Source organism: Clostridium sp. MCC353 (genome assembly GCF_018785315.1).
GTDB lineage: Bacteria > Bacillota > Clostridia > Lachnospirales > Lachnospiraceae > CHH4-2.
Genome location: NZ_WQPN01000127.1, coordinates 23,750 through 50,182, shown reverse-complemented (window position 1 = coordinate 50,182; position 26,433 = coordinate 23,750). Strand labels below are relative to the sequence as shown.

32 protein-coding genes and 2 pseudogenes are annotated in these 26,433 nt (G+C 45.2%); 16 read left to right on the top strand and 18 right to left on the bottom strand.

The window, feature by feature from the left end; genetic code table 11:
* Positions 1 to 5: 5 nt before the first annotated feature.
* The 5 genes from GPL15_RS20330 to GPL15_RS20315 all read left to right on the top strand — a co-directional run bounded on the left by GPL15_RS20330 (position 6) and on the right by GPL15_RS20315 (position 4,131).
* On the top strand, positions 6 to 632 hold the full coding sequence (locus tag GPL15_RS20330; RefSeq protein ID WP_215700499.1) for a hypothetical protein: 627 nt from the start codon (positions 6 to 8) through the stop codon (positions 630 to 632).
* Complete coding sequence (locus tag GPL15_RS20325) at positions 625 to 2,154, top strand: glycine-rich domain-containing protein (RefSeq protein ID WP_252198529.1); 1,530 nt, start codon at positions 625 to 627, stop codon at positions 2,152 to 2,154. The genes GPL15_RS20330 and GPL15_RS20325 overlap by 8 nt, the downstream gene beginning before the upstream one ends.
* A gap of 26 nt (positions 2,155 to 2,180) precedes the next feature.
* Complete coding sequence (locus tag GPL15_RS20320) at positions 2,181 to 2,588, top strand: hypothetical protein (RefSeq protein ID WP_215700498.1); 408 nt, start codon at positions 2,181 to 2,183, stop codon at positions 2,586 to 2,588.
* A gap of 3 nt (positions 2,589 to 2,591) precedes the next feature.
* Positions 2,592 to 2,699 carry a CD1375 family protein gene (locus tag GPL15_RS27600; RefSeq protein ID WP_252198528.1) on the top strand — a complete coding sequence of 36 codons (108 nt, stop codon included), beginning with the start codon at positions 2,592 to 2,594 and terminating at the stop codon, positions 2,697 to 2,699.
* Positions 2,700 to 2,952: 253 nt separating this feature from the next.
* Positions 2,953 to 4,131: a hypothetical protein gene (locus GPL15_RS20315; RefSeq protein WP_215700497.1), complete on the top strand. Its 1,179-nt coding sequence runs from the start codon at positions 2,953 to 2,955 to the stop codon at positions 4,129 to 4,131.
* 111 nt (positions 4,132 to 4,242) lie between these two features.
* Here the strand turns inward: GPL15_RS20315 and GPL15_RS20310 are convergent, their stop codons facing one another.
* Entirely contained in the window at positions 4,243 to 4,428 is a 186-nt protein-coding gene (locus tag GPL15_RS20310; RefSeq protein WP_215700496.1) for a hypothetical protein, read from the bottom strand.
* 49 nt (positions 4,429 to 4,477) lie between these two features.
* Between GPL15_RS20310 and GPL15_RS20305 the strand changes: the two genes are divergently transcribed.
* Positions 4,478 to 4,957, top strand: coding sequence for a hypothetical protein (locus tag GPL15_RS20305; RefSeq protein ID WP_215700495.1), 480 nt, complete (start codon positions 4,478 to 4,480; stop codon positions 4,955 to 4,957).
* Positions 4,958 to 5,059: 102 nt separating this feature from the next.
* On the opposite strand, the gene GPL15_RS20300 is transcribed toward GPL15_RS20305, so the two are convergent.
* From GPL15_RS20300 to GPL15_RS20290, 3 genes are all read right to left on the bottom strand, one after another.
* Positions 5,060 to 5,746, bottom strand: a complete 687-nt coding sequence (locus tag GPL15_RS20300) for a GntR family transcriptional regulator (RefSeq protein WP_215700494.1) — start codon at positions 5,744 to 5,746, stop codon at positions 5,060 to 5,062.
* Positions 5,747 to 5,769: 23 nt separating this feature from the next.
* Positions 5,770 to 6,573 (bottom strand): gluconate 5-dehydrogenase, encoded by an 804-nt coding sequence (locus tag GPL15_RS20295; RefSeq protein WP_215700493.1) that lies wholly within the window; start codon positions 6,571 to 6,573, stop codon positions 5,770 to 5,772.
* Positions 6,574 to 6,923: 350 nt separating this feature from the next.
* Positions 6,924 to 7,076 (bottom strand): hypothetical protein, encoded by a 153-nt coding sequence (locus GPL15_RS20290; protein WP_215700492.1) that lies wholly within the window; start codon positions 7,074 to 7,076, stop codon positions 6,924 to 6,926.
* A 340-nt stretch (positions 7,077 to 7,416) separates the two neighbouring features.
* Between GPL15_RS20290 and GPL15_RS20285 the strand changes: the two genes are divergently transcribed.
* The gene (locus GPL15_RS20285) at positions 7,417 to 7,560 is read left to right on the top strand and encodes a hypothetical protein (protein ID WP_215700491.1); all 144 of its coding nucleotides are present in this window, start codon (positions 7,417 to 7,419) and stop codon (positions 7,558 to 7,560) included.
* Between the two features lie 344 nt (positions 7,561 to 7,904).
* On the opposite strand, the gene GPL15_RS20280 is transcribed toward GPL15_RS20285, so the two are convergent.
* The 3 genes from GPL15_RS20280 to GPL15_RS20270 all read right to left on the bottom strand — a co-directional run bounded on the left by GPL15_RS20280 (position 7,905) and on the right by GPL15_RS20270 (position 9,440).
* Positions 7,905 to 8,072, bottom strand: a complete 168-nt coding sequence (locus GPL15_RS20280; protein WP_215700490.1) for a DUF1540 domain-containing protein — start codon at positions 8,070 to 8,072, stop codon at positions 7,905 to 7,907.
* Between the two features lie 440 nt (positions 8,073 to 8,512).
* Positions 8,513 to 9,031, bottom strand: a complete 519-nt coding sequence (locus GPL15_RS20275) for a manganese catalase family protein (protein ID WP_215700489.1) — start codon at positions 9,029 to 9,031, stop codon at positions 8,513 to 8,515.
* Positions 9,032 to 9,200: 169 nt separating this feature from the next.
* Positions 9,201 to 9,440, bottom strand: a complete 240-nt coding sequence (locus GPL15_RS20270; RefSeq protein WP_215700488.1) for a helix-turn-helix transcriptional regulator — start codon at positions 9,438 to 9,440, stop codon at positions 9,201 to 9,203.
* A 160-nt stretch (positions 9,441 to 9,600) separates the two neighbouring features.
* Between GPL15_RS20270 and GPL15_RS20265 the strand changes: the two genes are divergently transcribed.
* Entirely contained in the window at positions 9,601 to 9,747 is a 147-nt protein-coding gene (locus GPL15_RS20265; protein WP_215700487.1) for an AE-binding protein, read from the top strand.
* A gap of 79 nt (positions 9,748 to 9,826) precedes the next feature.
* Here the strand turns inward: GPL15_RS20265 and GPL15_RS20260 are convergent, their stop codons facing one another.
* The gene (locus GPL15_RS20260; protein WP_215700486.1) at positions 9,827 to 9,991 is read right to left on the bottom strand and encodes a hypothetical protein; all 165 of its coding nucleotides are present in this window, start codon (positions 9,989 to 9,991) and stop codon (positions 9,827 to 9,829) included.
* A gap of 127 nt (positions 9,992 to 10,118) precedes the next feature.
* On the opposite strand from GPL15_RS20260, the gene GPL15_RS20255 reads away from it, so the two are divergent.
* Entirely contained in the window at positions 10,119 to 11,696 is a 1,578-nt protein-coding gene (locus tag GPL15_RS20255; protein WP_215700485.1) for a recombinase family protein, read from the top strand.
* Between the two features lie 28 nt (positions 11,697 to 11,724).
* Here GPL15_RS20255 and GPL15_RS20250 read toward each other — a convergent pair.
* The 4 genes and pseudogenes from GPL15_RS20250 to GPL15_RS20235 all read right to left on the bottom strand — a co-directional run.
* Positions 11,725 to 11,874 (bottom strand): annotated as a pseudogene (locus tag GPL15_RS20250) (manganese catalase family protein); the annotation flags it as partial.
* A gap of 35 nt (positions 11,875 to 11,909) precedes the next feature.
* The gene (locus GPL15_RS20245; RefSeq protein ID WP_215700484.1) at positions 11,910 to 12,422 is read right to left on the bottom strand and encodes a sporulation initiation factor Spo0A C-terminal domain-containing protein; all 513 of its coding nucleotides are present in this window, start codon (positions 12,420 to 12,422) and stop codon (positions 11,910 to 11,912) included.
* Positions 12,423 to 12,682: 260 nt separating this feature from the next.
* Positions 12,683 to 13,423 carry a M15 family metallopeptidase gene (locus GPL15_RS20240; RefSeq protein ID WP_215700483.1) on the bottom strand — a complete coding sequence of 247 codons (741 nt, stop codon included), beginning with the start codon at positions 13,421 to 13,423 and terminating at the stop codon, positions 12,683 to 12,685.
* Positions 13,424 to 13,554: 131 nt separating this feature from the next.
* Positions 13,555 to 13,704 (bottom strand): hypothetical protein, encoded by a 150-nt coding sequence (locus tag GPL15_RS20235; protein ID WP_215700482.1) that lies wholly within the window; start codon positions 13,702 to 13,704, stop codon positions 13,555 to 13,557.
* A 345-nt stretch (positions 13,705 to 14,049) separates the two neighbouring features.
* Between GPL15_RS20235 and GPL15_RS20230 the strand changes: the two genes are divergently transcribed.
* Positions 14,050 to 15,543: a recombinase family protein gene (locus GPL15_RS20230; protein WP_215700481.1), complete on the top strand. Its 1,494-nt coding sequence runs from the start codon at positions 14,050 to 14,052 to the stop codon at positions 15,541 to 15,543.
* 168 nt (positions 15,544 to 15,711) lie between these two features.
* Here GPL15_RS20230 and GPL15_RS20225 read toward each other — a convergent pair.
* The 3 genes and pseudogenes from GPL15_RS20225 to GPL15_RS20215 form a co-directional block, all read right to left on the bottom strand.
* Positions 15,712 to 15,810: pseudogene (locus tag GPL15_RS20225) on the bottom strand (manganese catalase family protein); the annotation flags it as partial.
* Between the two features lies 1 nt (position 15,811).
* Entirely contained in the window at positions 15,812 to 16,069 is a 258-nt protein-coding gene (locus GPL15_RS20220) for a spore coat protein CotJB (protein ID WP_215700479.1), read from the bottom strand.
* The gene (locus tag GPL15_RS20215) at positions 16,069 to 16,413 is read right to left on the bottom strand and encodes a spore coat associated protein CotJA (protein WP_215700478.1); all 345 of its coding nucleotides are present in this window, start codon (positions 16,411 to 16,413) and stop codon (positions 16,069 to 16,071) included. Before GPL15_RS20215 ends, GPL15_RS20220 begins: the two co-directional genes overlap by 1 nt.
* A gap of 209 nt (positions 16,414 to 16,622) precedes the next feature.
* Here GPL15_RS20215 and GPL15_RS20210 point away from each other — a divergent pair, with 209 nt between their 5' ends.
* Entirely contained in the window at positions 16,623 to 17,057 is a 435-nt protein-coding gene (locus GPL15_RS20210) for a hypothetical protein (protein ID WP_215700477.1), read from the top strand.
* 168 nt (positions 17,058 to 17,225) lie between these two features.
* Entirely contained in the window at positions 17,226 to 18,608 is a 1,383-nt protein-coding gene (locus tag GPL15_RS20205) for a bifunctional diguanylate cyclase/phosphodiesterase (protein ID WP_215700476.1), read from the top strand.
* A 9-nt stretch (positions 18,609 to 18,617) separates the two neighbouring features.
* On the opposite strand, the gene GPL15_RS20200 is transcribed toward GPL15_RS20205, so the two are convergent.
* The 3 genes from GPL15_RS20200 to ftsH form a co-directional block, all read right to left on the bottom strand.
* Entirely contained in the window at positions 18,618 to 19,025 is a 408-nt protein-coding gene (locus GPL15_RS20200; RefSeq protein WP_215700475.1) for a CBS domain-containing protein, read from the bottom strand.
* 129 nt (positions 19,026 to 19,154) lie between these two features.
* Positions 19,155 to 19,769, bottom strand: a complete 615-nt coding sequence (locus tag GPL15_RS20195) for a sugar O-acetyltransferase (RefSeq protein ID WP_215700474.1) — start codon at positions 19,767 to 19,769, stop codon at positions 19,155 to 19,157.
* Between the two features lie 72 nt (positions 19,770 to 19,841).
* On the bottom strand, positions 19,842 to 21,878 hold the full coding sequence (gene ftsH, locus GPL15_RS20190; protein ID WP_215700473.1) for an ATP-dependent zinc metalloprotease FtsH: 2,037 nt from the start codon (positions 21,876 to 21,878) through the stop codon (positions 19,842 to 19,844).
* A gap of 674 nt (positions 21,879 to 22,552) precedes the next feature.
* Between ftsH and GPL15_RS20185 the strand changes: the two genes are divergently transcribed.
* From GPL15_RS20185 to GPL15_RS20170, 4 genes are all read left to right on the top strand, one after another.
* Complete coding sequence (locus tag GPL15_RS20185) at positions 22,553 to 24,151, top strand: CTP synthase (protein WP_215700472.1); 1,599 nt, start codon at positions 22,553 to 22,555, stop codon at positions 24,149 to 24,151.
* Positions 24,152 to 24,316: 165 nt separating this feature from the next.
* A complete protein-coding gene (locus tag GPL15_RS20180; protein ID WP_215700471.1) occupies positions 24,317 to 24,514 on the top strand; it encodes a hypothetical protein in 198 nt (65 codons plus the stop codon).
* Positions 24,511 to 24,666 (top strand): hypothetical protein, encoded by a 156-nt coding sequence (locus tag GPL15_RS20175; protein WP_215700470.1) that lies wholly within the window; start codon positions 24,511 to 24,513, stop codon positions 24,664 to 24,666. Before GPL15_RS20180 ends, GPL15_RS20175 begins: the two co-directional genes overlap by 4 nt.
* A 370-nt stretch (positions 24,667 to 25,036) precedes the next feature.
* On the top strand, positions 25,037 to 26,410 hold the full coding sequence (locus GPL15_RS20170; protein WP_215700469.1) for a [FeFe] hydrogenase, group A: 1,374 nt from the start codon (positions 25,037 to 25,039) through the stop codon (positions 26,408 to 26,410).
* The last annotated feature ends 23 nt before the right edge of the window (positions 26,411 to 26,433 follow it).

The window sequence follows — 26,433 nt, the reverse complement described above, 5'->3', positions numbered from 1 at the left end:
TTAACTTGGCAAAATATAACGATCTTCCATTAACAAATTTTCCTGATACAGAAGACACCTGGGCAAGAATGCAGGACATCACGGTTAACCTAATCACCGTGGCCCAGCAGTATAACACGCTGTGGGAATCCGGTGATGTAACCGGCGCCAATACCTTATTAGAGAATAATCCCGGACTGGTAAACACAATATTCAATGCCGACAAATGGAATAAACTCAGGGATGCCATTATCTCCATGGAACGTTTTTATTTAAATGACGTACAGACATTTATAGACCGCGTGGCCCAGCACACAATCGGAATCAAAGACGATGCGGCCGGTGACGAAAAAATCACAAATACCTATTCCGCCAATAAAATAGACCAGCTGACCGGATACTATTCCAATTCATTTGAAATCGCCGTCTCCGATTGGAGCAGTGATTTTACGTATACCCACGAGGACGCTTCCATTGGTGAAGATGATATCGTAGAGGTTTATTTCAATTCAGACAGCTACACAGCCGTCTCCAAGGCCCAAATACGCGTAATGAGTAGCTCAGGCCCAGGGAATTTTATGTTAAAAGCAAAAAAGGTTCCGATTGGAACAATAACAGTTGATTTTTATAAGGTGGTGAAGAAAAATGGCTAAAACCGGACGAATTAATTTTGGCGGAGGCGGGGGGATTGACCCTGATGAGTTGAATGCGCTTCCTGAACACGTTTTAACTGGTAAATCATTCGGCGGCTCCGGAAGTGATGAGCCTCAGACAGGCAGCATGCCTAACCGCGGTGCAGTAACCCAGGCATTAAATGCCGGCGGAAGTTATACGATACCAAATGGCTATCATAACGGTTCCGGAAAAATCACAGCAAACAGCTTAGCCAGCCAGACTTCCGCTACTGCTACGGCTGGATATATTTATAGTGGGAAAACGGCTTGGGTGAATGGGAGTAAAATAACCGGGAATATGACAGTTAACAGTTTACTGTCTTTTAGTGTAGCCGCCAATTCCGGCCGCAGAGTTCTTGCGACATGGAAAAATCCAACGGCGGCTTCCGGTAAACCTTATAGTGGAATTTATATCCGTTACAGTACAAGCGGATATCCAGGAAAAACAAGCGGAACTCAGATATATAAAGGATCTGGAAATAATACATCCAGCGGAGGGACATCCACTGCTTATTTAACATTGCCCAATTTATGTACGAAATATTATTTATCCGCTTATCCTTACGTGACATGCAGCGTTGGAGAATTAACAGGCAGCGCTGTCAATGCCACTGTTACAACAAGTAATATCCTTAACAAAACTTTTACATCTTCACAAAATTATACGATTCCAAATGGCTACAATACAATGGATATCTTTTGTGTCGGCGGTGGTGGAAGTGGAATAGCTCAATTTGATGGCGGCGGTGGTGGTGGCGGCGGATATACTTCCACTGTAAAAACAATTGCAGTCTCGTCAGGTCAAGTCTTATCCGTCTTGGTCGGAAGCGGCGGCGCTCAAACTCAAAGCAATTCTGGTACAAGTGATAAAAATTATTCCGGCAGACCAGCAAATGCAGGTGGAAACTCTTCAATAACCAGAAGTGGTGTCATTTTATGCAATGCTTCCGGTTGTTCCGATACTAGTTCAGGGGCTGCCGGATGTGACGGCGGTTCTGGCGGTGGAGCCGCCGGATACTATAGAGTTAACTGCAAATCTGGAGGAAATGGCGGGTCTGATGGAGGCTCTGGCTCAAGAAGCGCGAATGGTGCAAGCTCTTCCTATTATTACAATCCTGGAAAAGGACAGGGCACGACAACAAGGGCATTTGGGTTATCTTCCGGCACATTATATGCCTCTGGTGGTGGTGGTGGTGCTAGCGGAAAATATAACTATGATAATCAGTTTCCTTCTTCATCCTATGATGAAGTCAATAGACCATTAGATACACGAGGAGGAAATGGTGGGCCCGGAGGAGGTCGTGGTGGGGATTCTGGTTTCATGACAGTAAGTGATAGTGACGAGTATCCTTATAGTTGTTTGGGAACAAATGGTTCCGCTGGTTCAGCCAATACTGGCGGCGGCGGTGGTGGAGCCGGTGGCTATGGGGGAAGATATAATTATTTATATCGCGCTGGTGGAGCCGGTGGTTCAGGAGTTGTTTTAATAAAACTTTATTAATGAATAAATACAGATGGAGGTAATCGATGATCGTTGAATTAAGTAAGCCATTTATATTGATAGATGAAACAGGATTAGTGCAAAATATTGCCCTGTTCTTAAATTATGAAGAGGCCAATGTTGTTGCAAGAACAGTGTATGGCAATAATGCATTAGCATTAGAATATAGATATCTTGTACAGGAGGGGGATATTTATAGAAATGGGACTTTATATAATAAATTGGAAGATGGAACAGAATTGCCCGCTCAATATATACCAACACAAGATGAACAAATTAATCTATTACAAAATAAAAATCTAATACTGGAAGACCAGCTAACATCCACTCAAACAGCATTAGCCGAACAATATGAAGCCAATCAAATCCTTGAACAAGAAGTAACCAATACCCAGCTAGCCCTAACCGAACTATATGAAAAAATGGAGGCATAACCCATGGCTAAAGTATACGCAGATTTAATCCGCAAAGGAATCAAAACCCTAGAACAAGTCCCGGAAAAAATCCGGGCCGAAGTCGCATCGATTCTTAATGCCACTTCTTAATCACAAAATAAATCAATCAAATTATTTATACTAAACATCTCAAAAACAGGCGGAAATGATTTCATCCTATCATTTCATCCCATCATTTCCGCCCTCTTCTCATCCCCGGCCCCCATAGACTAATGAAATAATCAGTCGCCAGAATTATTTTCACCCCAAAATTTACGCCGGAGCCACAACTTTTAACCACATCTGGGAATCTGAAATTCCCCGCGCAAACCCACACAAAACCTGCCCCGGCATGGAGGATAAAATGTATAATATCGATCACCTAAAAAACATATTATTAGCAGAATCCGGCTACATAGAAAAAAGTAAAAACTGTCCCACCAAAAATCTATACGAAAAAACCGGCGCTTACGACGGATCCGACAACTGGACCAAATACTGGAAAGACCTGGCCGATCTGGGGCTCACAAATTACCAGGGTTCCTACTACTGTATCGCCGCCCTTTTCTGGGGCATGACAAAAGCCTACGGGCTGGAAACCGCCCAGAAATTATGCCTGCAATCATACATGATTAATTGTCAAACCACCTACAATCTATTTAAATCAAAAGGCCGGGTATTCATCACCCCTAAATACGGCGACATCATGGTATTTTGGAACGGAACAAGATTTTACCACGCAGAGTTTGTTTTAGATGTAAAAGGGGATGTAATCAAAACCTTTGGTGCAAATACTTCCGTAAATTCTTCTTCCGGTTCCGCACTCAGAAATGGCGGCGGATGTTACGCCCCAAAAACCTACTCCCTGGCCGCGGTCAAAAGAGAAGGGCACAAATTCTGCAGGCCCATTTACGGAGATCCGTCCGGCGAAAAATGGATGAAATCCGGTACGATATGGAAATACCAGCTTTCCGACGGTTCCACAGTCAAAAACCAATGGAAATACATAAATAACCGCTGGTACGTTTTCAACAGCTCCGGCGCCATGGTCACCGGCTGGTATCTGGATTCCAATAACCAGTGGTACTATCTGTGCGGTGACGGCGGCATGGCCCAGGGATGGCAAAAGGTCAATGATAAGTGGTATTACTTAAACCAATCCGGTGAAATGCACAAAGGCTGGCTTCAGACAGACAACGGCTGGTATTATCTCACAGAGGAGGGATCTGCCGCAACAGGGTGGCTGAACGTCCAGGGTATTTGGTATGTATTTGATAATTCAGGAAAAATGATCTGTAATACCTGGTTTTTAAACTCTGATGGAAACTGGTACTATTTATCTTCCACCGGAGCTATGAAAACCAGCCAGTGGATACAGCAGCCAGATGGGAACTGGTATTATTTATCCAACACGGGAAAAATGGCCAAAAACGCCTGGATTAAAGATCGTTACAGGGATGTCTACTACTTCGCAGATAGAGACGGCATCTACCGGCCGGAAAAAGATACCTCTTCCCCTGCCGGTTATTCAATCGCCGAATAGAGTATCATTCCATACGATTTCACCAAAGCATAACTTCTGAAAAATCCGATGAAACTCAACTGTTAAAATTTCCTTTTCATATAAATACGATTTTTTACAAAAAAACACTTGTCAAAACACCCTGCGATCAGTTAATATACTAACATAAATAATTATTCCATAATTATTTATATCCGCCAGTTCTGGAAAGAGTGCGGTTTTGCCCGTATAACCGGTGTCCGGTCTCACAAAAAAACCATCCCGAGAACACGCGGTTGCTGGCGGCATTTCACTGGACCAATGCCTTTCTTTTTTCATTTAACACTTCCCCACACTCCCGCATATCCTAAATAAAAAAGGATCTTTTATGTCCACACTCTCTTATTCCAAAATAATCGGTACCATTTACGAAATAAAACCCAATGATAATGACTGCAGCCGACAGGTGATCTCAATAAACACAGGATACGGCCCTGCTTCCATCATTTTGAATAACGATACTTATGTAGCAGAGAATGAAACCCTTCAGCTGGGCATGACCATCGCTGCCTTTTTCGATCCAAATCAGCCGGTTCCACTCATCTATCCGCCTTCATATCAGGCCCTGGCTGTCACAAGCATAAAAGACAACGACAACGTGACATTGCATTATTTTAACAATAACCTGGTGGCCTCTGATAATAGCTTAATGCTCAATCTGTCCGATTCCACTGTTATTAAGACTGCTAACGGACAATATTTCACCTGCAATCCGGGAGGAAATATCCTGATGGTCTACTATCAGGCCACCACCCGCAGTGTTCCCCCTCAAACCACTCCACATAAAATCATTGTATTCTGCTCATAACTGCCCGTAACCAACGATCTGCAGCCATAACCGACAAAGAACCGATAAATTATCAAAAACCGGGAAGCAGATCTCTCCTTTCTGCTTCCCGGTCCTCTTCTTCTATATCTGTTGTTCAAAATAATCTTTATAATCCACTTCTATCGTATGTCTCATCCGCTCCATACTATAATAAAGATGGGCGCTCAATGCCTTTTCCAGATGTTCCATATCCTTCGCCTGGATCAGTTCAAACAGCTCCGTATGTTCCTTTATAATTCTGGTGAAATCCGTTTCCGTCACAAAATCCAGCATCCGGAATCTGGTGTAATGGAGCTGCTGCTCCTGGATCACAGCCCAGACTTTCATCTTGTTCGTCGCTTCAAACCAAAGGGCATGCATCTGGGCATCCATCCGGTAAAACTGCTCCGCTTCAAAACCGGGCTGCTCGATCAAAAGCTGCTGTTTCCTGATCATATATCTGATATCTTCCAGAAGCATCGGTGTGGATATCTCAAGGAAATCCCTCAGCACCATGCTTTCCACCGCCATCCTCATATAGATCATCTGCCTGATGTTATTGAGATTCAGCAGTGTGACATAGGTGCCTGAATAAGGAACCGTATGTACAAATCCCTGTTCCTGAAGTCTCTGCAGCGCATCCCTGACGGGCGTCCTTGACACCTCAAATCTGGCACAGATTTCATTTTCACTGATCGACTGCCCTGGTTTCAATTCCAGATCCAGAATTTCCCGCTTGAGAATGTCGAATACCATCTCCCCGCGGTTCCTATAGGTTTTCTCCACCATGTCAGCCTCCTGACTGAAAATAATTACTGTGGCTGTTTTCCAATATAAGCCTGAATACCGCCGTCTACGTACAGGATCTGTCCATTTACGAAGTTGGATGCCTCAGATGCCAGGAATACAGCCGGTCCGCCTAAGTCGGAAGCCTCTCCCCAACGTCCTGCCGGTGTTTTGGAAACGATGAACTGGTCAAATGGATGTCTGGAACCATCTGCCTGTTTCTCACGCAGAGGAGCTGTCTGAGGGGTTGCGATATAGCCAGGCCCAATGCCGTTGCACTGAATGTTGTATTCACCGTATTCAGATGCGATGTTTCTTGTTAACATCTTCAGTCCGCCCTTAGCTGCCGCGTATGCAGAAACTGTCTCACGTCCGAATTCAGACATCATGGAGCAGATGTTGATGATCTTTCCGCTTCCTTTTTTGATCATGCTCGGAATCACTGCTTTGGCAACGATAAATGGAGCGTTTAAGTCCACATCGATCACCTGTCTGAAATCTTTTGCTGACATTTCGATCATAGGGATACGTTTGATAATGCCGGCATTGTTAACCAGAATATCCACAACTCCCACTTCTTCTTCAATCTTTGCGATTAACGCGTTAACCGCGTCCTCATCCGTAACATCACAAACATATCCGTGAGCTTTGATGCCCTCTGCTTCATATGCTGCAATTCCCTTGTCCACTAATTCCTGTTTAATATCATTAAATACGATTGTCGCTCCTGCCTCAGCCATGGATTTTGCGATTGCAAAACCGATTCCATAGGATGCGCCTGTAATCAAAGCAATTTTGCCGTCCAATGAGAAGTTGTTAATGTTATTCATGGTTCATTCTCCTTTTCTTAATAAATAATTATAAGGTTCTGATTGTATACAAACTTTATAATCTGTATACAAGTTGTTATGTATATAAATTAGCACATCTAAACGGCTTTTGCAATACCTAATTTATACAAAGGCCAAAAATATTTTAGTGCATTTTGACAGATTCCTATTTCGATCCTCCATTCGTCCATTTAATTCCCTCATTCATATCACGGCGGGGCCTCTGTTTAAACTGCAAACCTCCATTACAAAATATCCCCGCAGCCCATCACGGTATGCCGAAAAAACCAGCTCCTATTCCTGCCCGAAACATCTCAGCATAATAAGGAGCTGGCTTTTTCAGCATATCGTTAACCAGGTTTTCTTTTTGTATTGGGCCCCATGCCTTCCCGTCTGGAATTGTGTGTCTGATTCTGATTTTCAGGCTTCACCTTTTCCGTAATGCTGTTAAATAATTCATTTGATTTCTTTTGATTCAGTTTTTCCTGTTTATCCTTGTCCATTGCGTTCTCCTCCTTACCGGCAGATAATATCGGTCATTTACCGGAGTGTGTTGTAAAAAATCTTGCCGGTGTCTGCAGGCCCGGCAATACAGCCCATACCTATCTACGAAAGCATTTTTTAAACACTCTCCATACAAACTTTAGTATTCGCCAGGCAGCCTTTTTCTATGTAGGCGGCAATGAATCCGCCTCCTCTGAAGCCGTAAACCGGGCATATTAATAATCCGTTAATAAACCGTTCAGATCTCGTTACAAACCCTGTCAATCCCTTTCATAACGGCTCAAATAAGACTACAATATAAGCATAAAAGAAATGATAACAAAAAGGAGGTATACCCCTATGAATATAGGAATTTTGCTTATAATGATTGTATATGGAATAATTGGAGGACTTTCCACTCTCTTTCTCTTTTTTGGCATGCCGGGTCTGATCATCTGGAAGTTCTACCGCAAATTAAAATATAATATAGCTCTGACCGATTAATTGTCTTCATCTGTATTTTTATCCATTTTTCGATCCGGGCATATATTACCATGAGGAGGTGTTATTATGCTGGGTCAGCTTTTAATCGCTTTGGTTATTTTAACATTTGTTATAAAATATTGTGTTGCTTTTTATGCTTCAATTAAAACGTTCTTTCATTAGCGTGTATTACTGAAACAGCTTTACCTGCACAGCCTGATGCCTGAACTTATACGTTAAAAATAAACGCGGACCCGTGGGTTAATCCCATGGGTCCGCGCTGGTTTAATACTCTTTGACCAATCAATACATGCAGTCTCAAATTTAACAAATTATCGTGCACAATCAAAAGCCGTCAGATATACTTATTGCTCCTTATTTACAAATGATTCACAATCCGTACATTCTTTTTTGGTTGGGTTTGCTTCGTGAGTGCCAACTTTGATTCTGTCCAGAGTACAGTATTCGTCAGTCTGCGCATGATAGGCACAGTTATAAATAGAACACATAATGCTTGGGTTTTTTTCCTTCATTGATCGTACACCTCCTTTTGATTTTGTTATTATTATTATCAAATACACCGATAATATAATGGCAAAAATTACCGTTTTTCATACGAATCCGGGCTGCGTTTGGGATTTTGGTAACGATACACAGATAAGTCTTAGGACGAGAACAGAATTGGTTCTATAAAAGGGAGGAGGCCGGTCAGGATCTGTCCCGCCGGCCAAGTATTATGAAAAAAATTTTAAAGCTTTTGTCTTACAAGATAAAGTATAAACAAAAAATATGAGCAGTCTGTTGCAAAAATATGAACGTTTTGTAAGTAGTTTGTGAAGAAAAACAATTCCTATTTTGAACATCAATACGACTGCCCATCCGATGTGGAAATTGATACAGAAAGCAGCTTACAAACGGACTTGACACTGCTTTCTATATCAATTTCTCCGCCGTCTGAACTGTTACAAACTTGTTATTTCATAACGCCGCCCTGAGGTTTATCAAATCCCGGGTTAAATGCGTAGAAATTCTTGCTGTCAAGCTTCTCCTGGCAAACCCTGAGCGCTTCGCCGAAACGCTGGAAATGAACGATTTCCCGTTCTCTTAAATACCGGATTGGATCACATACTTCAGGATCTTTCACCACACGCAGGATGTTGTCATATGTGGTTCTGGCCTTTTGCTCTGCCGCCATGTCTTCATGGAGGTCTGTAATAATATCACCTTTGGACTGGAATTCACAGGCGTTGAAAGGAATCCCTGCTGCCGCCTGTGGCCAGATACCGTTTGTATGGTCGATATAGTAAGGACCTAAGCCGGAATCTGCGATCTGCTCCGCTGTCAGCCCTTTGGTTAACTGGTGGACAATAGCGGCAATGATTTCCCAGTGCGCCAGTTCGCCGGGCGTCTGAAAGCGGCTGTATTCACCTGTAAACCGAAAGGAATCCCGCTCACGGGATTCTCCGCCTGCAGCGGGCCGCTTCAGCGGCATAACTCCTTTCCAACGCATTCTATGCGATACGCAGAGCGATCCCATAGCCTGCAAAGCTGGCATAGAAGGGCTTTTTTATTCAATAAGAGCACTTTCCTATTGAAAAAAAGCGGGAAATTTTCATTTCCCGCCCTTTACCTTAGAATTCATTTGAAAAACCCTTCACAGTCTAGTCCTCCGGATCCAAATCGTCAAATATATCTGAATCGTAGAATTCACGAATGCTGATCCCCAAACCTTCCGCAATTTTCTTAATGTTTGCAATTCCAGGATTTTTACTTTTTCCGTTCATAATACTTTTTACAGTTGAAGACGGCATCCCGGTCAAATAAATCAATGCGTATTCCGACAGTTTCCGTTCCTCACACAGTTCCCTCACCCTTTTGATTGTTGCCTCTTGTATTGTCATGCTATCATCTCCTTACATAATCTAAATATAATACATCCCTTATGTTTAAGCAAATTATTTTTACAAATTATTACAAAAAGGTGAATTTTCAGCTTTTATCCGTTTTTCTACAATCATAATTTATCTTTTTTATCACATACTAACAGCGGAGGTGATAAAAATGGACGATTTATATGTGCACAATGATACCGATTCTTATGGGGACGGAGACGTCCCGGAAGTTGACACGGAACCGTATCAAATGAAGATCGTGGAGCCGCTGCCGGAATCAACCAGGCCACGGAGAGACGGCCCCGGCGGAGAATAAAACAGAGAGGCATAAGCCTCTCTTTCTCCAGCAGCATTATCCGCGCATATAATACAACTGCTTCTGATAATACAAAACGCTATCCCCTCCAGTTCCCATCTTCTTCCCCTTCACGCATATAATACTGTGTAATCAGTTTTACAACCATTTCCAACAAATGTTCCCGTTCCTTCTCACAGACTGGCCTGGAATCGTCGTCTATTTTCAATACGCTGTTTCCAACTCTCATTTCCATAACAACCACGTATTCCACCTCCTGTTAAAATGTATGCGGCCCTGGTTGTACTTTTTGCTTCCATTTATGCACCGCTCCGGCAAAGAGTGCATTTTTCATGCCCTCATCCACATACAATCAATAAGGAGATGATCGAATGCTTAATCCAAACGGCGTTTATTTCGCCTATTTACGAAAATCCCGGGAAGACAGGGACGCGGAACAATGGGGTGCAGAAGACACGCTGGCGCGTCACGAATACATCATAAATGACCTGGCCGCCCGGCACCACATCACCATATCCAAATGGTTCCGGGAAGTCGTTTCCGGAGAAACCATCACGGACCGGCCGCAGATGCAGCTTCTGCTGTCCCATATCGAACGCCTTCATCCGGACGGAGTCCTGGTGGTAGAGGTGGAACGTCTGAGCCGCGGCAATCCACAGGATCAGGGCAGAGTGACCGATACCTTTAAATATGCCGGCACTCTGATCATAACACCTGTGAAAATTTACGATCTTCAAAAAGAGAATGATGAAGAGTGGCTGGATTTCGGCTTAATGCGCAGCCGCATGGAATACCGGACCATAAAACGCAGAATGCAGAATGGACGGACCACATCCGCCATGCAGGGAAAATACATCGGAAATATCCCTCCTTACGGCTGGATCAGAAAAAAACTGGATCACGAGAAAGGTTATATTCTGGAACCGTGTCCCGATACCGGCTGGGTGTTAAAGCTCATCTACACGCTCATGGATTCCGGCACTTCCGAAACCAATTACATACCGGCGGGCGCCTCCGTCACCGCCCGCACCCTGGACGGCATGGGGATCAAGCCGCCGAAAGGCGAACACTGGGATACCGGTTCCATCACAAGAATTGTCAAAAATCCGGCAAACATAGGATTGGTGAGAATCGGATACCGCAGACAGAAAAAGGTCATGGAACATGGAAGCCTGAAAGTCTCACGCCCCATAAATGACGACTGCATCCTGGTTCCGGCCCGTTGGAAAGGTCAAATCGATCCTGCCCTCTATGACCGGGTATGCCAAAAACTGAAGGCCAACACTAAAAGCAGGGCCTTCCCTACCATCCAAAGCCCCTTGGCAGGGCTGGTATACTGTTCCGTCTGCGGCAAAGTCATGCGCCGCCGCCCGGCCGGGAAACGGTGTAAGGCAGATACCCTCCAATGCCGGACCTGCCGCTGCTCCACTGTCGGATCCTATTACAGCCTGGTAGAAGACCGGCTTTTAACAGTTCTGGATCAATGGCTCGAAGACTATGAGGTGAAGATCAATGCCCATGCACCCGAGAATTGGAAATCCGTCCTGGATTACAAACTGCACATCAGGCAGGAAACAGACAATGCCATCCGGTCGTTGGAATGTCAGCTTTCCAAAGTTCATAATTACTTTGAAAAAGAGATCTATGATCTGGAAACATTTACGGCCCGCAGCCAGGCCATTAAACACGAATTGGAAGAAAAACTGGCACAGCGGAAAGAATTGGACTGCGAACTCGAAGACGCCGGAAAGCGGATGGCAGCTCAAGATGCATTTCCGCAATTTTGCGAACACATACTCGATTCCTACCGTAAATCCAACGATCCCCTCTATAAAAACACTCTGCTGAAACTGATCATAAAACGAATCGACTATTCAAAAACTGAACGAGGAGGAAGGGATGGGGAAAAAAATGACAGCTTTGAACTGGTCATCCATGTAAAACTATAGTCCTTTACAGACGCCCTCAGACGCCCTGCTCTTCCGTACCGATGTCAGTAAGCACCGCTTTGCATTCTTTGTAAGGCATGGCGTACCTTTGAGAGAGATAACGCATTGCTGCCGCAGACTCACCGTCCGGGCCGCCGGACATCAAAAACCGATAATGATTAACAGCCCCTGATTTCATTTATCCGGGGCTATTTTTTACATACTCAGCAGGACTTAATCCTCCATATTCTCTTTTCCTGATTTATTAATCAAATTCCAAATCAGGTCATGCATCCACTTTATGGTACTGCTCAGCTCTTTATTTTTCTTTTCCAATTTCTCAGCACCGCTCTCCACCGCCTTGACAATCGGGCAGTTTCTGCAGCGGTCCTCGAACACTTCCGGATCACTGTTTTCCAAACACAATACGCATACCATCATCAGTTCAAGGAATTTTGCATTCCTGGGCCTTTTTTCTATGTATTCTCCCGTAACCTCATAGAAAAACTTATCTCCCCCATTTTTCCAGACAATTTCAACAACTGTGCGGATGTTTCGCTCCACACAGCTCCAACTGGTTTTGTACTTCCTCGCTATTTCAGGATAAAGCATTTTAGTAACATATTTTAGACACTCATTGTCTTTAATAGTTAACTCCATCGCATAGATTGTATAATCATACCCTTGATATACCGACGTTACCTCGAAGTGTCTCAGAATTTTTGCCACTATCTCTTCATGCTTCATTTTAAGATTGCCTCCCTAAATAAATAGTTTCTATAATATAGAAACGCAAAAATATCGTAAAATGGATGATAATGGAAAACAATCTTTTTAATTCGACATAATTCGTCAATCACTATGTAACCGCAAGGTCTACAGAGGCAGAATCCATAATCCGATTCTGCCTTTTAGCAACTACTTATTAGTTTTAAATCATTAAAGACTTATTGGAAAATTTCCACAATAGATAATTCCTCTGTGTAAACGGCACCGCTCCTTATCATCTATATGCTGTCCTCCTGCTCCACATACCAGATCTCCATAGCCCCGTTATCCCGGCTGTGCCAGCAGGCTCCTTCCAGCGCTCCGCCTAATGTCGGATCCATATAGTACCAGGCCCCTGAACCATCATCCGGATCGCAGATCTTACCGTCCCACCGGTGCCAGCCGGTGCACATGTAGCCGTCACGGTTGAACAGATACCAATGATGGTTGATGATGCTCCACCGATTGGCTGGGAAACTTCCGTCCGGACGCCGGTACCACCAGCCGATCCCTGTTCTGATCCAGCCGGTTCTGTCTTCTGACTGCCATGTTTTCATAAACTCTTCCGGATTCCGGTATAGTTTTTTGATGCCGCTGGTACTGCTTCCCCAATCCGGCAGCTGAAAATGGGGCTTATCAACAATGCTCTTCCAATTTCCTCCCCACTCCAGACCAAGGGCAACACCGATTGCCCCGACCTGCTCAAAGAACTTCCCCGATTCATTATAGGCGCCCTGGCCGTCATTACGGTAAAAATCAAACGCAGTCCCCCACTGATGATAGGAACTGTAGCTGTTTCCTGGTGCATTGGTTACGATATTCCCTGGCTGTGTTCGTCCCTGGGCGTATAAAGCATCCTGTTCAGCTACGGTGCGTAAGGTTTCTCCAATCTTTATTTTTATTCCCTGTTGGCTGCACTCATCCAGCAATCGTCCGGCCAGCATCTGAAGACGCGGATGGCATAAAGTTATATCTCTCATAAATTCACCATATCCTTTTTATTATTCTATTCAGGCAGGCCCGGTGATTTCCCATACCCATGAAAAATCTTATTAGGCTTGCCCTCCTTCTGCCGGACACTCATAAGCTTGTCCTGCGATATGCCCCGGCATTAGCCGGTTTTTCTTTTGTAGCCAGCCAGGAACATGATCCGTTCCTGGATCAGCTCCGCAAGCTCTTTCCTTTTCTCTTCCGGTAAAGATTCAAAAGGAACCTCCTTACCATCGATCTCAATAGAATTTACAATTTTAGGTTCCGCCATATCACCGCCCCCTCTGGTAGATTCTATGTGCTGCTGGTTGTACTTGTTGCCTGGATTTATAATTTCTGCCAAATTAGCGCTGGTTACGCTCTATGCAGTGGTTTCTGTGTTAACAGGTATTACTTGTCCAACCATAGATATTTTATATGAAGTTTGCAAAATCCTAAATGTTTCTATCAATGATATCTATGGAGTTAATCCCCATTCTTCTTAGACATTATCTTATGAAGAACATTTGCATTGGCAAATGCAGAAGAACCAGAACCTATCACAAACCTTTAGCGCCTGTATAGGCGTATTTTTTGTACCTTTTTTTAATACAATCAATAAGGAGCGTGATATAATATGCCAGATAATTTAAGCCAGCTGCTTGATGGTATCCCCGCATCTGCCCCCTCTTCCACCCTGGAAATCGCATCCGCTTACATCCGCGTCAGTACGGACGATCAAACGGAGTTATCACCGGATGCCCAGCTGAGGGAAATTCTGAAGACGGCAAAAGCGGACGGATATGTAATACCAAAAGAGTTTATTTTTATTGAGGACAAAGGCCGCAGCGGCCGCCGGGCCGATAACCGGCCAGAGTTCCAGCGGATGATATCAACTGCAAAAATGCAGCCTTCGCCTTTTAAACGGCTGTATCTGTGGAAATTCTCCCGGTTTGCAAGAAACCAGGACGAAAGCACCTTTTATAAAGGGATTCTCCGTAAAAAATGCGGGATTGAAATCATAAGCGTTTCCGAACCCATTGCCCAGGGGATGTTCGGACGTTTGATTGAAACAATCATCGAATGGTTTGATGAATACTACTCCTATAATTTGTCCGGAGAAGTGGTCCGCGGCATGACAGAAAAAGCCCTCCGGCAGGGCTATCAGACGACGCCCTGCCTGGGCTATGATTCAGCAGGTGAAGGAAAACCCTTTATCATTAATGAGGAAACCTATGCAATCGTTGAGTTTATCCAGCAAAGTTATCATAACGGGATGGATCTCACCTCTATTGCAAGGGCTGCCAATGCCAGGGGATACCGTACCCGGCGCGGCAACAAATTCACCCTGCGCACGGTCCGTGGTATAATCTCTAATCCATTTTACAAGGGAACCGTATCCTGGAACGGAATCAGCTTCCAGGGAAACCACGAAACCCGTGAATCGGTTACATCGATTTTTGAAGATAATCAGGAGCGGATGAAACATGAGTTTAAGCCCCAGGGACGCCGCCAAGTCTCATCTTGCCGCCATTGGGCATCTGGCCTGTTAAAGTGTTCGGTCTGCGGGGCAAGCCTTGGATACTGCCGGTCAAATGATCCTAAAAGGCGGCCGGATTACTTCCAATGCTGGAAATATTCAAAAGGGGCGCATGAAACTTCCTGCTCCATATCCGTTTCCAGGGCGGAAGCAGCCATTATGGCATCTCTCAGATCAGTACTCGAAACCGGTGAGCTTGAATTTGAATATGAGGAGAAAAAAGATCCTGAAACACTTGACCGGCAGGCCTTATTATCAGAAGCTTTGGCACGCATTGACATCAAAGAAGAAAGAATAAAAGATGCGTATGAGAACGGAATTGATACGCTGGAGGAATACAAGAATAATAAATTACGGTTACGGGCAGAGCGTGACCGGATTATCGCAGAAGCGGCCACTCTTGAAAAAGAAGAAGATCAGGATTCAGGGCCTTCAAAACAGGAAGTGCTTTCCCGCATCCAGAATGTGTATGACCTGCTGTCTGATCCAAATGTTGACTATGAGATTAAGGGAAACTCCCTTCGCCACATAATAAAACAGATTGACTTTGACCGCAAAAATAATGCATTCCATTTCCATTACTATGTATAGTGTAACTTGTGAACTTGCTCTTATGTCTGAAGTCACGAGAATGCACCAGGTTTTTTCAAAAAAAACGTTTATTGACATAATTCTTTACATTTCTGTTAAGTCCTATTTCACCGTGCCCCGCAAACCCGCATAAAATAAGGCTTTTCGGAACCATTATCAGTTTTTACAGTCCGGGCCGCCATACTGGCTCATAATGAACTGCGCCATTTTAGGATTCGGCGTGCTGATATTTACAGGATACTGTAATCGTTTTTCATAAGACCACATACTAGTTGCTTCCCCCTTCCCAAGGCCATTTATCATTAACCCAATTCCAATAGTTACCCGGATTAACCTGGTCTTTCATGATAGGGCCGCATTGTGCCTGATATGCGTTCATCGCATCTTCACGGAGTTTCCTTACATATTGATAATAGTTTAATGCCTCTGTATCACATGGATGTGTATCCAGGAAAAGTGTAACATCGTCAAGCGCAAAACTGGACTGATAGATTATCTGCAAAAGCTGGCTGCAGTCATAGTTCATTAACGGCACCTCCCCATCACAAACGGAAGATCCAGTTCCGGGAAAATAGTTCCCCTCTGGAATCCGCGGTCTAAAGCGTAAGTCTGTTTCCACTGCTGCCAGGGCACATATGCCATGGCCAGTGAGTAGCGTTCCATTCCTCCCACTGAAGTATCCGGGCAGGCAGATGGTACCTGAGGCATCGGCATAGCGCTGCGGGCCGGCTCCACGGCCTGGCGCGGCTGGATTACAGGAGGCCTTAACGGCGGCATTCCTGCATTGCATCCGCAGCTTTGGCCGGCGCCGTCACTAAATTGAGGGCATCCTAACTGCGAACGTCTCTGATTCGTATAATTACAATCCATATATAGATTGCTCCTTTCATAGTTGAGACTTATACTATTAATCTATGTAAGACCTTATTTCTTGTGCAAGGCTTCGTAAATATTCTGTTTCTTCTATAATAGGAATCATTTAAACCGGTAAATGGACATCTCCTTTTAAACAGGAACACTTTGTCTGCTTTCTCATATGATATAGTACAAACCTAAATAATTAAAAGGAGATATAAATTATGTGTAATAGATGTTGGAATTCTTGTAATAGATGTGGATGTGGATGTAACAATGGTTGTGGTATCAACAGTGGATGCGGCTGCGGTGTAAACAGCGGATGCGCAAGCAACGCAGGATGCGGCGTTAACAGCGGATGGGGATGCGCAAGCAATACCGGATGCGGCATTAACAGCGGCTGTGGATGCGCAAGCAACACCGGATGCGGCGTTAACAGCGGATGCGCAAGCAATACCGGATGTGGCTGTGGATGCGGCAACACGGCAACCCGCCGTGCTTTCCGCGCCGGCTACCGCGAGGGCTTCCAGAATGGTTATCAGAACGGTTTTGCAGACGGTGCACGCACCAACCTGCCGATGCCGATTGACGGCCCTGGCCCTGTAATCGCCGATGCCTGCTCCGGCGGCTGCAACTCTGGCTGTAACGGAAGCTGTTAATTCACGATTCCGGGGGAATGGAATTCGTTCCACTCCCCCGGAATCTTTTTAACTATTCAGACAGCTCTTAACGTTGGAAAACTCTCAAAAACTGATTATCCTTGTTTTTATTGGTAATCTGTATTACAATTAATAACATAACTAGTGAATCTTAGGAGGGTTACTACCATGAGCTTATTTCGGAAAAAGCAAGACAATAATGAAAGAACGAAGGCGTCTGTTGAACCGGTTTCACCATTAGCTGCTCCTGCTGAATCTGCCGACAACAGCCGTAATTTATGTTATAAACAGCTTGAGAAATTATTTATGCCCGAAAGCAGTTCCAAGGGCGTTGTGCTTAAATTGTACATAGAGAATTTCAAACGTTTAAATGACGTTTTTGGCTATAATTACTGTGAGGAACTGTTAAAGCAGATCATTCATTATCTGGAGGAAACCACCGGGTCCGTAGTCTACCGCTATATCGGCGTGGAATTTATCATCATCTTAGACCGATTTACCCAGGGACAGGCTTCCCAACTGGCTGATGAAGTGCTGGAGCGTTTTGATTCCGTTTGGAAAATCGATAACACAGACTGTCTGTGTTCCGTCCAGATCGGACTTTGTTCCTATCCGGGCCATCCGGCCAGCGCCTCTGAATTATTAAAATATCTGGATCTGGCCATCGCCCAGGCTTCCGAACACGGTCCAAACCAGTCGGCAGTCTTCGACACCGCCCTGCATAACAAGTATATCCGCAAACAGACCATAGCCATGTATCTTTCCACCGCGTTGGAGAACAATGAAATTGAAGTCCGCTACCGCCCCACTTATCATATCGGCCGGAAGCGTTTTACACGGGCAGAATACTATATGCGCATTTTTATCAAAGGCCTTGGCCTGATCGGAGCTGCGGAATTCCTTCCTATTGCGGAAGATTCCGGCCAAATCCGCACAGTGGAATATTTTGCTCTGGATCATGTGGGGGCATGTATCGCAGATTTGATAAAGGCAGGGAAAGAATTCGAGTCCATCGCCCTTCCCATTTCTTCCGTCCTGTTCCTTCAGGAAGACTTTTTAGACGAAGTAACGCATATTATTGAAAAATATCAGATTCCCAAAGGTAAACTGGCGCTGGAAATCCAGGAAAGCGCTTTAACCACCGCATTTCTCAATATCAATATCATGATGCAGCAGCTTTCGGAGATGGGAGTGGAACTGATTCTGAACGACTTCGGCAGCGGCTATTCGGGAATTTCCAATATTCTGGACATGCCGGTGAATACGTTAAAATTAGAGCGCCTGTTCGTATGGCAGTTGGAAACGAATCCCAAATCCGCCCACATCATCAACGGCCTCGTACAGATCGCAAAACATCTGGAATTGAATATCATCGCAGAAGGCGTGGAAACGGAAAACCAGATTTCCCAGCTCACTGCTTTCGGATGTGATTACCAGCAGGGATTTTATTACTCCCCAACCCTCAGCCAGGAAGTGCTGATGAGCATTATGGACACTTCCCTTGAAGAATCCCGTCAGATTTTAAATGAAGAAAAAGAAAAAATGAAGTAGGCCGCCGGCCTACTTCACTGTTCTTGTTCCAGATAAAAATTTAATAATGTCTTTTCTTGTTATAATCCCAATGAAGTTCTTCTGGTCATCGATGACCGGAACAAAATTTTGATTCAGGGCCTTGTCCATCAAATCCTCCATTTTGGCGTCAGCCCGCACCGGCTGATTGTCCAGCCGCCTGTGGATTGCCGTAATAGGCACCGTCTCGGCGTCCTTTAAATTCAAATTAAACTGGTTCTTGATTCCCCAAAGCAGATCGCCTTCCGTAATGGTTCCTATGTATCTTCCATGTCTATTAATCATCGGCAGGGCGGAATATTTGTGGTATTCCATCTTTTCCAGCGCCTGTCTCAGGGTTTCATGATCGTAAATATAAGCCACATCACTTTTGGGTGTCAAAAAAAACAATATATTCATATCCGGTCTCCTATCTGTTATCTTTTGTCACAACCAGTATATCACAAAACTCCCAAATAATATCTAAAATATCTTTTAAATTTTTATAATTATTCCCAAAAGCGTTCCTGTTCAGGCCAGTCTGAACGATTACAGATCATAGTCATCCATATCAAATTCTTTGTCTTTATAATAGTATTTTTTATCGTCATCCGTGATGGCCCGGATCACCCGGCAGGGATTTCCTGCTGCGATCACGTTATCGGGGATATCTTTAGTCACCACGCTGCCCGAACCGATCACAACATTACTGCCAATGGTCACACCAGGGTTGATGACCGTGTTGCCGCCAATCCATACATTATCTCCGATGGTCACCGGTATTCCATACTCGTATCCCATATTTCTCGGCTCATGATGGATGGGATGTCCCGCTGTGTAGACAGCCACATTGGGGGCAAACATCACATTTTTACCGATGGTCACCTTTGCCACATCCAATATCACCACATTATAATTCGCATAGAAATTCTCTCCCACCTCAATATTATAGCCATAATCGCAGCGGAATGGAGGTTCAATATATACCTGTTCCCCTGTTTTACCCAGGATTTTTTTCATCATGGCGGACAATTTATCCGCATCATCCGGACAGGTGTTGTTATATTCATAAATTCTCAGCTTATTATCCATCCTCTCCTTTTCCAGTCCATCCTCCCACGCTTTATACGGCAGGCCTGCAAGCATTCGTTCCTTCTGGTTCATGTTCTTTTTTCCTTTCCTTTTATATAAAATACCATTTAAAAAACTGGCACAAAAAGTGCCAGTTTTCATCCCTTATGCCTCTTCTGTCTTCCCCGGCAGTTCCGGCTCATCCGGCATCTTTGCGGCTTCCATCTTTGCCGCTTCCATCTTTTCCGCCTCCATCTTTTCCTCCGCAGCAGGATCTGCTTCAGAGTTCATGATTTCCTCAGGAAAATCAGCAGTTTTTTCTTCATTGGCTTCTGGCGAAGCTTCCGCCCTGCTCTCCATTTCCTTATACTCATGGAAAATTTCCATAAATTCTTTACCGGTAATGGTTTCTTTTTCAATCAGGAATTCCGCTATCTTATCCATCACTCCCCTGTTTTCACTCAAAAGGCGTTTGGCTTCCTCATAAGATTCTTTCAGGATCCGCATCACTTCCTGATCCACCTCTGCTGCTGTGGCGTCTCCGCAGTCCATTACGGTACGGCCGGTCAGATACTGGTTTTCCTGGGTCGCAAGGCCCATTAATCCGAATTTCTCCGACATGCCGTATTGGGTAACCATGGCCCGGGCCAGTCTGGTGGCCTGTTCGATATCATTGGCAGCTCCCGTGGTCACCGTATCAAATACGATTTCTTCCGCTGCGCGTCCTGCCAGGCATCCAACCAGCATCGCATGGATTTCTTTTTTCGTGTTCAGGAATTTCTCTTCTTCCGGCACATGCATTACATATCCAAGAGCGCCCATGGTTCTGGGGACAATGGTGATCTTCTGAACCGGTTCCGAATCCTTCTGCAGGGCGCTTACCAGCGCGTGGCCCACTTCATGATAAGAGACAATTCTTCTCTCTTCTTTATTGAGCACCCGGTCCTTCTTCTCTTTACCCACTAAAACCACTTCAACGGCTTCGAACAGATCCTTCTGGGAAACCGCGTTCCTTCCGTTTTTCACGGCCAGGATTGCGCCTTCATTAATCATGTTGGCTAAATCAGATCCCACCGCGCCCGAAGTTGCCAGCGCAATGGCCTCCAGATCAACGGTATCGTCCAGGGAGACATTCTTTGCATGGACTTTGAGAATATTCACACGCCCTTTCAAATCCGGCTTATCCACGATAATACGGCGGTCAAAACGGCCCGGCCTCAAAAGCGCGGGATCCAGTATCTCCGGACGGTTGGTGGCCGCCAGAACGAGAAGACCTTTGGAAGAATCAAACCCGTCCATCTCAGAAAGAAGCTGGTTCAGTGTCTGTTCCCGTTCGTCATTGCCGCCTCCAAATCTGGAATCACGGCTTTTACCGATGGCATCCACCTCATCGATAAATATGATACACGGTGCGGATTCCTGAGCCTGTTTAAATAAATCACGGACACGGGATGCGCCCACACCTACAAACATTTCCACAAAATCAGAACCGGACAAAGAATAAAACGGCACCTTTGCCTCACCTGCCACGGCCTTTGCAAGCAGTGTTTTACCTGTTCCGGGAGGGCCTACCAACAGAGCGCCCTTTGGAAGTTTAGCGCCGATATGCGTATATTTTCCCGGATTATGCAGGAAATCCACGATCTCAACCAAAGATTCCTTGGCTTCATCCTGTCCTGCCACGTCTTTAAATGTAACGCCGGTTTCCTTCTGCATATAGACTTTGGCATTGCTCTTGCCAACGCCCATGATGCCTCCGCCGCCCATCCGCTTCATCATCAGGTTCATAAAGAACACGATGCAGATAAACGGGATCAGGAAACTTAAAATCGTTTCCAAAATCATGCTGCTGTCCTGCTTGGCCTGTTTCACTACAGCGCCTGATTCCAGAACACGGTCAGATAATTTATAATCATTCATGCGTACCGTATAATATTTGATAAAGGCTGAATATCCTGCCACATCCTTTTTCGGTATAATCTGGATTGTAGAGCTGTCAATGATGACCGATTCCACTTCCTTGTTCTCCAGCATGCTGACAAATTTATCATAGGTCAGTTCCTCTGTTGAGCTCTTCGTCATCAAATCTTTCATCAAACTGATAGAAAAGAATGTAATCACAGCAGCAATCACCAGTATGAGTATCGTCTGACCATTCTTAGGCGTTTTGCTATTATTATCCTGATTGTTCTTATTCTCCATATGTGTATAATCTCCTATCTGAACAGCCTGATATGACCATTCTTTTCTATTATAGTGTTCCTCTAAACATAAATCAAGAAAAGAAATATAAAATTGTTATAAAGAGATTCGGCATTGTCGCTGTTCACAGCCCCTCAGGCGGAAAGCGGAGCCCCGCAAAGCGGCACGGCCGACAGGCCGGTCCGCCTGAGGGGTTGTGATCAGTAACCCGGCATTTGCAGAAAATGAATAAAAAAACTTCATTTTTTTCCAAAAGTTTGTGCATCCTTCTAATCGACATTTTTTTACTGGTATGATACTATAATTAACGTAAACCCCCCCAATACATTATATAGTTTTTGCTACACCCCATAAGAAACGAAATACCTTCTCCTTGAAAAGGCCAGCTACCCCGCTGGCCTTTTTACTGTCTGAAAATAACTGTGACGGCCCGTCTGGCGCAGGATTTTCCGCTCTCAGAACCGGATACCGCAGAGCCGGGCGCCTCCCACTTTACTTTTTTAACTTTTTCAAAAAGTTCTGGATTTCTTTAATCCCTAGTTGTATAATATGAAAGTTATTTTTTAAAACGGCATAGAGGCCGGCGTACATATGCCGAAACCCATATGCACATAATAAACACCAGTTAATCGCTGCAGACACAATATTGCGTACACATGAAGGAGGTTAAGATTATGCCAGTAAAATATGTCTTTGTCACCGGCGGCGTTGTATCCGGATTAGGAAAAGGCATCACCGCCGCATCTTTAGGCCGGCTGTTAAAAGCCCGCGGCTACAAAGTCACCATGCAGAAATTTGATCCGTACATCAACATCGATCCGGGAACCATGAACCCTGTTCAACATGGGGAAGTTTTCGTTACGGACGACGGCGCTGAAACTGATTTGGATCTTGGCCATTACGAACGTTTTATCGATGAAAGCCTGACAAAAAATTCCAATGTAACCACTGGAAAAGTCTACTGGACCGTACTTTCCAAAGAACGCCGCGGCGATTTCGGCGGGGGAACCGTACAGGTTATCCCTCACATAACAAATGAGATCAAAAGCCGTTTTCACAGAAACTATTCTGCAAATGAAACAGAAATCGCCATCATTGAAGTGGGCGGCACTGTGGGCGACATCGAAAGCCAGCCATTTCTGGAAGCAATCCGCCAATTCCAGCATGAGGCCGGCCGGGAAAACGCCATCCTGATTCACGTCACCTTAATCCCTTATTTAAAAGCCTCCGGCGAATTAAAAACGAAACCCACCCAGGCCAGCGTAAAAGACCTGCAGAGCATGGGGCTCTGGCCCGACATCTTAGTCTGCCGCTCAGAAAAACCTTTGGACGACGGCATCCGGGGAAAAATCGCTTTATTCTGCAATGTTCCCCAAAGCCATGTGCTGCAGAATCTGGATGTGGAAGTCCTCTATGAAGCCCCGCTGGCTATGGAAGAAGAACATTTAGCCCAGGTGGCCTGCCAATGCCTGAAACTGGACTGTCCGGAACCTGACCTGGAAGAATGGCGGGCTATGATCGAAGCATGGAAACATCCCCGGCACGAGGTCACCGTAGCTCTTGTGGGCAAATACACCCAGCTTCACGACGCCTATATTTCAGTTGTGGAAGCCCTGAAACACGGCGGCGTGGCAAACCATACTGACGTCCACATCAAATGGATCGATTCCGAAACAGTGACCCCGGATAACGTAAAAGGGCTGTTGGGGGATGTAAAAGGGATTCTGGTTCCCGGCGGCTTTGGCGACCGGGGCATCGATGGAAAGATCCTTGCCATTCAGTATGCGCGCGAAAACAGCATTCCATTCCTGGGCCTCTGTCTGGGGATGCAGTTATCGATTGTAGAATTTGCCAGACATGTGGTCGGATATGGAGATGCCCACAGCGTTGAACTGATGCCCTCCACAACCCATCCGGTGATTCACCTGATGCCGGATCAAAACGGCGTCGAAGACATCGGCGGAACCCTCCGTTTAGGCTCCTATCCCTGTGTTTTGGACAAATCTTCCAAGGCTTACGCATTATATAAGGAAGAAACCATTTACGAACGCCACAGACACCGTTATGAAGTCAACAATGATTACCGCAGCGTCCTGACTTCAGCAGGCATGCTGCTTTCCGGCATTTCCCCTGACGGCCGGATCGTGGAAATGATAGAGATCCCCTCTCATCCCTGGTTCATCGCCACTCAGGCCCATCCGGAGCTGAAATCCAGGCCCAACCGCCCTCATCCGCTGTTCAAAGGTTTCATAGAAGCGGCATTAAACGCATAAAACAGACCATTGAAACAATTCCCATATATTTTTCAAAATAAACCAGAAGATACTAAAAATGTCTTCTGGTTTTTCATCACACGCCTAATCAAAATCCTCTTCCCGGACATAATAAAAGAATAATCCCAATCAATAATCCAAACGATCAGAAAGAAGGTGGAGCAAATGATCGACAACGAAGAAATGCCCATTGGCTTTACCATGGCTCTGTCCCAAAATACGGATTCCATGATCAGATTCTCCAACATGACCGCCAGCCAGCAGGAACACGTCATCGATGGAGCGCGCCAGGTTAAAACCAGGGATGAAATGCACCAATATGTCAGGAACCTTTCATCAAATGAAGGAGGCAGATTCTCATGAAAGAAAAAAAAGTATCGGAACTGGACGATATCGATATCATGGCCTGTTCCACAACAGACTGCACCGGCCTGATCCCCTCTCTTCCTCAAACCGATGAGGAATTGGAAAATTATAACCAGCTTTACCCATTTGAACCGGAAGCCAAAAGCTGATTTTTAATCTGGTTCTAACTTTCAGGGGCCTATATCGGGCAGTGGCATAACGTTATGTTATTCAGCCGCTGAAGCCGTGATTTCAGCATTTAAAAACAGATTTTCCGCCGCACAGCATTTTTAAATTTTTGCACGGTCCTCCATGTCTTCCATTTTCGAGGCATCGGATTCTGGGAATTACAACACCGGCGGAAATCTGTTTTTTTCATATTCCTGCAAACTTCTGTCTGGCTACTTTTCAATCTTCCATCAAACTTCTGTCTGGTTACTTTTCAATCTTCCATCAAACTCCTTGACATATATTTCCATCTCAATTATAATATTAGTATTAATTACTATTATTATATTAAACAAAAGAAAGGAATCATCCATGACAAAACATCTATTTTCCGACATCCGCATCCCCGTATCAGAATCCAATCCATCCATTTTCCGCCATGAAGACCTTTGTGTAAAATGCGGCCAATGCCGCCGGGTCTGTGAAGAAGATGTGGCGGTGGGCAGGCTTTACGATCTGTTTAAGACCAATGACGAGCCAATCTGCATCCACTGCGGCCAGTGCACCAACGTATGCCCTGTGAATTCCCTGACAGAAAAAGAAGAATATCTTCAAGTGAAAGCCGCCGTTCATGATCCGGAAGCCATTGTTATTTTCAGCACATCCCCCTCTGTCCGGGTGGGACTGGGAGAAGCCTTTGGTTTGCCCAACGGCAGTTTTGTGGAAGGTAAGATGATTTCCGCTCTCCGGGCGCTGGGCGGCGACTACATACTGGACACAAATTTTGCCGCCGACTTAACTATTATGGAAGAAGCCTCCGAGCTGGTATCACGGGTTCAGGGGAAATCCGCCCCTCTTCCCCAATTCACAAGCTGCTGCCCGGCCTGGGTTAAATTCGTAGAAACCTTTTATCCCGACCTGAGAAACCACATCTCTACCGTAAAAAGCCCCATAGGAATGCAGGGCCCCAGCATCAAAACATATTTTGCGGAACAGATGGGCATTGATCCAAAAAAGATCGTCAACGTAGCCCTCACCCCCTGCACCGCTAAAAAATTTGAGATACGCCGTGAAGAGATGAATGCAGCAGGCAGATACCACGGCTTAGAAGATATGCGGGACATGGATTACGTTATCACCACAAGAGAACTGGCCAAATGGATGAAAGAAGAAAACATTCAATTAAAAGGCCTTCCTGAAGGAACCTATGATTCCCTCATGGGCACAGCATCCGGCGCAGGCGTAATCTTCGGCAACACAGGCGGAGTCATGGAAGCCGCTGCCAGAACCGCCTATTACCTGATCACCGGGGAAAATCCGCCAAAAGACTACTACTCCCTCGTCCCTGTCCGCGGAGTGGACGGCATTAAGGAAGCCGCCGTAACCATAAACGGCATTTCACTTAAAATCGCCGTAATCCACGAAATCAAAAACGCCATTCCTGTTCTGGAACAATTGAGAAATGGCAGCAGTCCCTATGATTTCATCGAAGTGATGACCTGCCGCGGCGGCTGCATCGGAGGCGGCGGCCAGCCAAAAACCGAAGTCCCCCTGACCGACATGGTCCGCTTCGCCCGAATCGCCTCTCTCTACAACCGTGACAGCTCCATGCCTCTCCGCCTGAGCCACGAAAACCCTGATATTCAAAAAATATACAGGGACTTCTACGGGACCCCGCTGAGCCCTAAGGCGGAAAACTTCCTCCACACCCATTACATAGACCGCAGCTCCGACTTAAACAAATAGACGCAAAAAAGGCAGATTAGAAC

Excerpts from the sequence above, each read along its gene's own strand:
- GPL15_RS20320 (WP_215700498.1), top strand. The coding sequence starts at position 2,181 with ATGATCGTTGAATTAAGTAAGCCATTTATATTGATAGATGAAACAGGA.
- GPL15_RS27600 (WP_252198528.1), top strand. The coding sequence starts at position 2,592 with ATGGCTAAAGTATACGCAGATTTAATCCGCAAAGGAATCAAAACCCTA.
- GPL15_RS20255 (WP_215700485.1), top strand. The coding sequence starts at position 10,119 with ATGCTTAATCCAAACGGCGTTTATTTCGCCTATTTACGAAAATCCCGG.
- GPL15_RS20235 (WP_215700482.1), bottom strand. The coding sequence starts at position 13,704 with ATGGCGGAACCTAAAATTGTAAATTCTATTGAGATCGATGGTAAGGAG.
- GPL15_RS20270 (WP_215700488.1), bottom strand. The coding sequence starts at position 9,440 with ATGACAATACAAGAGGCAACAATCAAAAGGGTGAGGGAACTGTGTGAG.
- GPL15_RS20240 (WP_215700483.1), bottom strand. The coding sequence starts at position 13,423 with ATGAGAGATATAACTTTATGCCATCCGCGTCTTCAGATGCTGGCCGGA.
- GPL15_RS20180 (WP_215700471.1), top strand. The coding sequence starts at position 24,317 with ATGATCGACAACGAAGAAATGCCCATTGGCTTTACCATGGCTCTGTCC.
- GPL15_RS20245 (WP_215700484.1), bottom strand. The coding sequence starts at position 12,422 with ATGAAGCATGAAGAGATAGTGGCAAAAATTCTGAGACACTTCGAGGTA.
- GPL15_RS20220 (WP_215700479.1), bottom strand. The coding sequence starts at position 16,069 with ATGAACTATGACTGCAGCCAGCTTTTGCAGATAATCTATCAGTCCAGT.
- GPL15_RS20300 (WP_215700494.1), bottom strand. The coding sequence starts at position 5,746 with ATGGTGGAGAAAACCTATAGGAACCGCGGGGAGATGGTATTCGACATT.
- GPL15_RS20275 (WP_215700489.1), bottom strand. The coding sequence starts at position 9,031 with ATGCCGCTGAAGCGGCCCGCTGCAGGCGGAGAATCCCGTGAGCGGGAT.
- GPL15_RS20170 (WP_215700469.1), top strand. The coding sequence starts at position 25,037 with ATGACAAAACATCTATTTTCCGACATCCGCATCCCCGTATCAGAATCC.
- GPL15_RS20325 (WP_252198529.1), top strand. The coding sequence starts at position 625 with ATGGCTAAAACCGGACGAATTAATTTTGGCGGAGGCGGGGGGATTGAC.
- GPL15_RS20290 (WP_215700492.1), bottom strand. The coding sequence starts at position 7,076 with ATGGACAAGGATAAACAGGAAAAACTGAATCAAAAGAAATCAAATGAA.
- GPL15_RS20315 (WP_215700497.1), top strand. The coding sequence starts at position 2,953 with ATGTATAATATCGATCACCTAAAAAACATATTATTAGCAGAATCCGGC.
- GPL15_RS20285 (WP_215700491.1), top strand. The coding sequence starts at position 7,417 with ATGAATATAGGAATTTTGCTTATAATGATTGTATATGGAATAATTGGA.
- GPL15_RS20310 (WP_215700496.1), bottom strand. The coding sequence starts at position 4,428 with ATGAAAAAAGAAAGGCATTGGTCCAGTGAAATGCCGCCAGCAACCGCG.
- GPL15_RS20230 (WP_215700481.1), top strand. The coding sequence starts at position 14,050 with ATGCCAGATAATTTAAGCCAGCTGCTTGATGGTATCCCCGCATCTGCC.
- GPL15_RS20175 (WP_215700470.1), top strand. The coding sequence starts at position 24,511 with ATGAAAGAAAAAAAAGTATCGGAACTGGACGATATCGATATCATGGCC.
- GPL15_RS20265 (WP_215700487.1), top strand. The coding sequence starts at position 9,601 with ATGGACGATTTATATGTGCACAATGATACCGATTCTTATGGGGACGGA.
- ftsH (WP_215700473.1), bottom strand. The coding sequence starts at position 21,878 with ATGGAGAATAAGAACAATCAGGATAATAATAGCAAAACGCCTAAGAAT.
- GPL15_RS20185 (WP_215700472.1), top strand. The coding sequence starts at position 22,553 with ATGCCAGTAAAATATGTCTTTGTCACCGGCGGCGTTGTATCCGGATTA.
- GPL15_RS20205 (WP_215700476.1), top strand. The coding sequence starts at position 17,226 with ATGAGCTTATTTCGGAAAAAGCAAGACAATAATGAAAGAACGAAGGCG.
- GPL15_RS20280 (WP_215700490.1), bottom strand. The coding sequence starts at position 8,072 with ATGAAGGAAAAAAACCCAAGCATTATGTGTTCTATTTATAACTGTGCC.
- GPL15_RS20295 (WP_215700493.1), bottom strand. The coding sequence starts at position 6,573 with ATGAATAACATTAACAACTTCTCATTGGACGGCAAAATTGCTTTGATT.
- GPL15_RS20195 (WP_215700474.1), bottom strand. The coding sequence starts at position 19,769 with ATGAACCAGAAGGAACGAATGCTTGCAGGCCTGCCGTATAAAGCGTGG.
- GPL15_RS20215 (WP_215700478.1), bottom strand. The coding sequence starts at position 16,413 with ATGGATTGTAATTATACGAATCAGAGACGTTCGCAGTTAGGATGCCCT.
- GPL15_RS20305 (WP_215700495.1), top strand. The coding sequence starts at position 4,478 with ATGTCCACACTCTCTTATTCCAAAATAATCGGTACCATTTACGAAATA.
- GPL15_RS20210 (WP_215700477.1), top strand. The coding sequence starts at position 16,623 with ATGTGTAATAGATGTTGGAATTCTTGTAATAGATGTGGATGTGGATGT.
- GPL15_RS20200 (WP_215700475.1), bottom strand. The coding sequence starts at position 19,025 with ATGAATATATTGTTTTTTTTGACACCCAAAAGTGATGTGGCTTATATT.